A 3,140-nucleotide genomic window follows, 5' to 3' on the forward strand; every position below is an offset into this window, starting at 1 on the left:
GCTCGGTCGGTCCCGCCGCACCGCCGCACCCTGTCGGTCGGCACCGGGACGCGACGAAGAAGCCGAGCCGCCCCCCGGCGGCTCGGCCGATCAGTTCGTACGCAACGTCAGCGTGGAGTGGCGGTCCAGGCCACCAGGGGCGGGCGGACGGCGCCGCACAGCGGGTGGCCCGCGCCGTCGGTGAGGCGCAGCTTCGCCGTCAGACAGCCGGTGCGCGTCGCCGCCTCGACGGTCCGGGGCGGCACCGCGGCGAACATCAGCTTCGCCCGGCGGAACATCGTGAAGAGTCCCGCGTCGTCGAGGGTCCCCCAGGACAGGTACACGAACCGCCCGCCGAGCCGGTTCTGCACGTAGCGGCCCGTGATGTCGATGCCGGTGTCCGAGGCGGCCGCGGCGCACTCCAGCGTCCAGGCCACCGAACGGGCGTCGCCGGGCTGCGGATCGAGCACCTCGCCCGGCTGGTCCTTGCGCTGCACCCCGACGTGGACGTTGTCGACCGCGTCGAAGGTGGGCCCGGGACCGATGGTGCGTCCCGGCAGGGCGGTGGCCTCGATACGGATCAGCATCACGCCATCATCGTCCATCTGCCGTTCGTACGGCGTCAGTCGTCCGGCGTCAGTCGTCCGCAGGGTCGTCCCTGACCAGCAGGCCGGCCGTCCACAGCGGCATCATCCAGTGCACGACGAAGACCCCGGCCAGGACCGGCACGAGCGCCGCCTGCGGCGTCACGTCCCTGATCCGGCCGACGGCCAGCACCACGAGGGCGGCGGCGGCGAGCAGCAGCGAGGTCGTCCGGTGGGAGCGGGCGAGCACCTGGTCGCGCTCGACGCGCTGCCGCTCGTCCAGGACCCGGCCGCGCAGTTCCAGCAGACCGCGGGTGGCGGCGTTGATGAGGCCGGTGGCGAGGCACCACGGCAGCAGGACGCCGAGGGTCACGAAGAGCGGCCACTTCGCCTCGGTGAAGACCCCGGCGATCCAGGCACCGGCCCCGACGGCGGTCAGCGCGATGTGTGTGCCGACGACCAGGCGTCTGCGGCCGGACGTCGCGTAAAGGCCCCGCCCCTCGGGCCTGTTCATCAGTGCCTGCATGCGCCGGTCGTAGCGCGTCGGTCCCGACATCTCGCGTGCGTTCATCGCTGCTTCCTCCCGTAGACCTCGTCCGTGAGCGGGCTGAACGGCTCCAGGGAGAACAGGGCTTCGACGGGCAGGCCGAAGAACTCCGCGATCCGCAGGGCCAGATCGAGGCTGGGGTTGTACTGCCCCCGCTCGATGTAGCCCACCGTCTGGTAGTGCACCCCGACGGCCTCCGCCAGCTGTTGTCTGGACACTTTCCGCTCCGCCCTGACAACCGCCATTCTGTTGTGCACGTGCTCGCTCATGTATAAGAAGTACTACATTCGGCGGTAGAGACGCAACAGAAAAGCCCCGACCCATCCGGGCCGGGGCTTCTCGGAGACTGACAGGTGTCAGATCAGGCCGAGCTCGCGCACCGCGTCGCGCTCCTCCTGGAGCTCCTTCACCGACGCGTCGATCCGCGCCCGCGAGAAGTCGTTGACCGACAGGCCCTGGACGATCTCGTAGGAACCGTCCTTCGTGGTGACGGGGAAGGAGGAGATGATGCCCTCCGGCACGCCGTACGAGCCGTCGGAGACGATGCCCATGGACGTCCAGTCGCCGTCGGCCGTGCCGTTGACCCAGGTGTGCACGTGGTCGATCGCCGCGTTGGCCGCCGAGGCCGCGGACGAGGCGCCACGGGCCTCGATGATCGCGGCGCCGCGCTTGGCGACGGTCGGGATGAACGTGTCGGCCAGCCACGCCTCATCGTTGACGGTCTCGGCCGCGTTCTTGCCGGCGATCTCCGCGTGGAAGATGTCCGGGTACTGGGTGGCGGAGTGGTTGCCCCAGATCGTCAGCCGCTTGATGTCGGAGACGGCGGCGCCGGTCTTCCGGGCGAGCTGCGAGATGGCGCGGTTGTGGTCGAGGCGCGTCATGGCGGTGAAGCGCTCGGCCGGTACGTCGGGGGCCGCGGCCTGCGCGATCAGCGCGTTGGTGTTGGCCGGGTTGCCGACGACGAGCACCTTGATGTCGTCGGCTGCGTTGTCGTTGATGGCCTTGCCCTGCGGCTTGAAGATGCCGCCGTTGGCCGAGAGGAGGTCGCCGCGCTCCATGCCCTTGGTACGGGGGCGGGCGCCGACGAGGAGGGCCACGTTCGCGCCGTCGAAGGCGACGTTCGGGTCGTCCGTGATCTCGATGCCGCCGAGCAGCGGGAAGGCGCAGTCGTCGAGTTCCATCGCGGTGCCCTCCGCCGCCTTGAGACCCTGCGGGATCTCCAGGAGACGCAGCTTGACCGGCACGTCCGCGCCGAGCAGGTGGCCGGAGGCGATGCGGAAGAGCAGCGCGTAGCCGATCTGGCCGGCCGCGCCGGTGACGGTGACATTCACGGGAGTGCGGGTCATGGCGGTCTCCGTAATACAGCTGGCGGTGGGGGTCCCTGCCCCTGGTGCGGGAGGTCTCGCCGCCGCCAGGAGTCCGGTTCCGGGTCACGGATCCGAATCTTGACGTGAAGAGACATCCGGCGGTCAGGCTATCGGACCCACGACCCCCGACAGCCCCGGCCCCTGGTCCCGCGGCCTCACGGCGTCGTCGTACAGCCGCTCACGCCGGTGGCGAGCGTCGCGCAGGCCTTGGCCGCCGAGGCGGACGGGACCGCGAGCATGGGGGTGTACGCGTCCCCCGCCGCCGCGACCGGGCGGCTCTGCGGCTTGCTCCCACCCGCGCCGGTGATCCGTACCGAGTCGCCCGCGACCGCCTGGGTGATGCGCGCCCAGGCCGCTCCGCAGGTCTTGCTGTAGCGCACCTCGATCGTGGAGGCGCCGACGGTCGCCGTGCTGACGGTGGCCGCGTACTGGCCGCTGCACCCCATGGCCTCCGGGTCCTTGCCGGTGCAGGCGGCGCCCGAGCACTGCACACCGGCCGGCAGCGCGGGCGCCGACGTGGCGACGGTGCGCGAGGGCGACGGGGTCGGGGCGGCCTTGTCGTCGCCGCCGCCGTCGCCGCCGAGACCGGTCAGCAGTACGGCGGCGACCACCACGAGCAGCACCCCGACGACTGCGGCGACAACGATCAGCGGCTTGCGCCGG

Annotated in this window: 5 protein-coding genes; all 5 read right to left on the reverse strand. The window is 71.4% G+C overall.

Going from position 1 to position 3,140, the window contains the following annotated elements; translation table 11 throughout:
* Window positions 1–107 precede the first annotated feature (107 nt).
* Window positions 108–584, reverse strand: coding sequence for a DUF5990 family protein (locus tag HY68_RS06300; protein WP_241778484.1), 477 nt, complete (start codon window positions 582–584; stop codon window positions 108–110).
* A gap of 31 nt (window positions 585–615) precedes the next feature.
* Window positions 616–1,134 (reverse strand): hypothetical protein, encoded by a 519-nt coding sequence (locus tag HY68_RS06305; protein WP_041985401.1) that lies wholly within the window; start codon window positions 1,132–1,134, stop codon window positions 616–618.
* The gene (locus HY68_RS06310; RefSeq protein ID WP_041985404.1) at window positions 1,131–1,379 is read right to left on the reverse strand and encodes a helix-turn-helix transcriptional regulator; all 249 of its coding nucleotides are present in this window, start codon (window positions 1,377–1,379) and stop codon (window positions 1,131–1,133) included. The genes HY68_RS06305 and HY68_RS06310 overlap by 4 nt, the downstream gene beginning before the upstream one ends.
* An 87-nt stretch (window positions 1,380–1,466) precedes the next feature.
* On the reverse strand, window positions 1,467–2,456 hold the full coding sequence (locus tag HY68_RS06315; protein ID WP_041985407.1) for a malate dehydrogenase: 990 nt from the start codon (window positions 2,454–2,456) through the stop codon (window positions 1,467–1,469).
* Window positions 2,457–2,632: 176 nt separating this feature from the next.
* Window positions 2,633–3,140, reverse strand: a 508-nt coding sequence (locus HY68_RS06320; RefSeq protein ID WP_241778485.1) for a DUF2690 domain-containing protein, incomplete at its 5' end; no start/stop codon positions are given.

Source organism: Streptomyces sp. AcH 505 (assembly GCF_000818175.1).
In the GTDB taxonomy this organism is placed as follows: Bacteria; Actinomycetota; Actinomycetes; order Streptomycetales; family Streptomycetaceae; genus Streptomyces.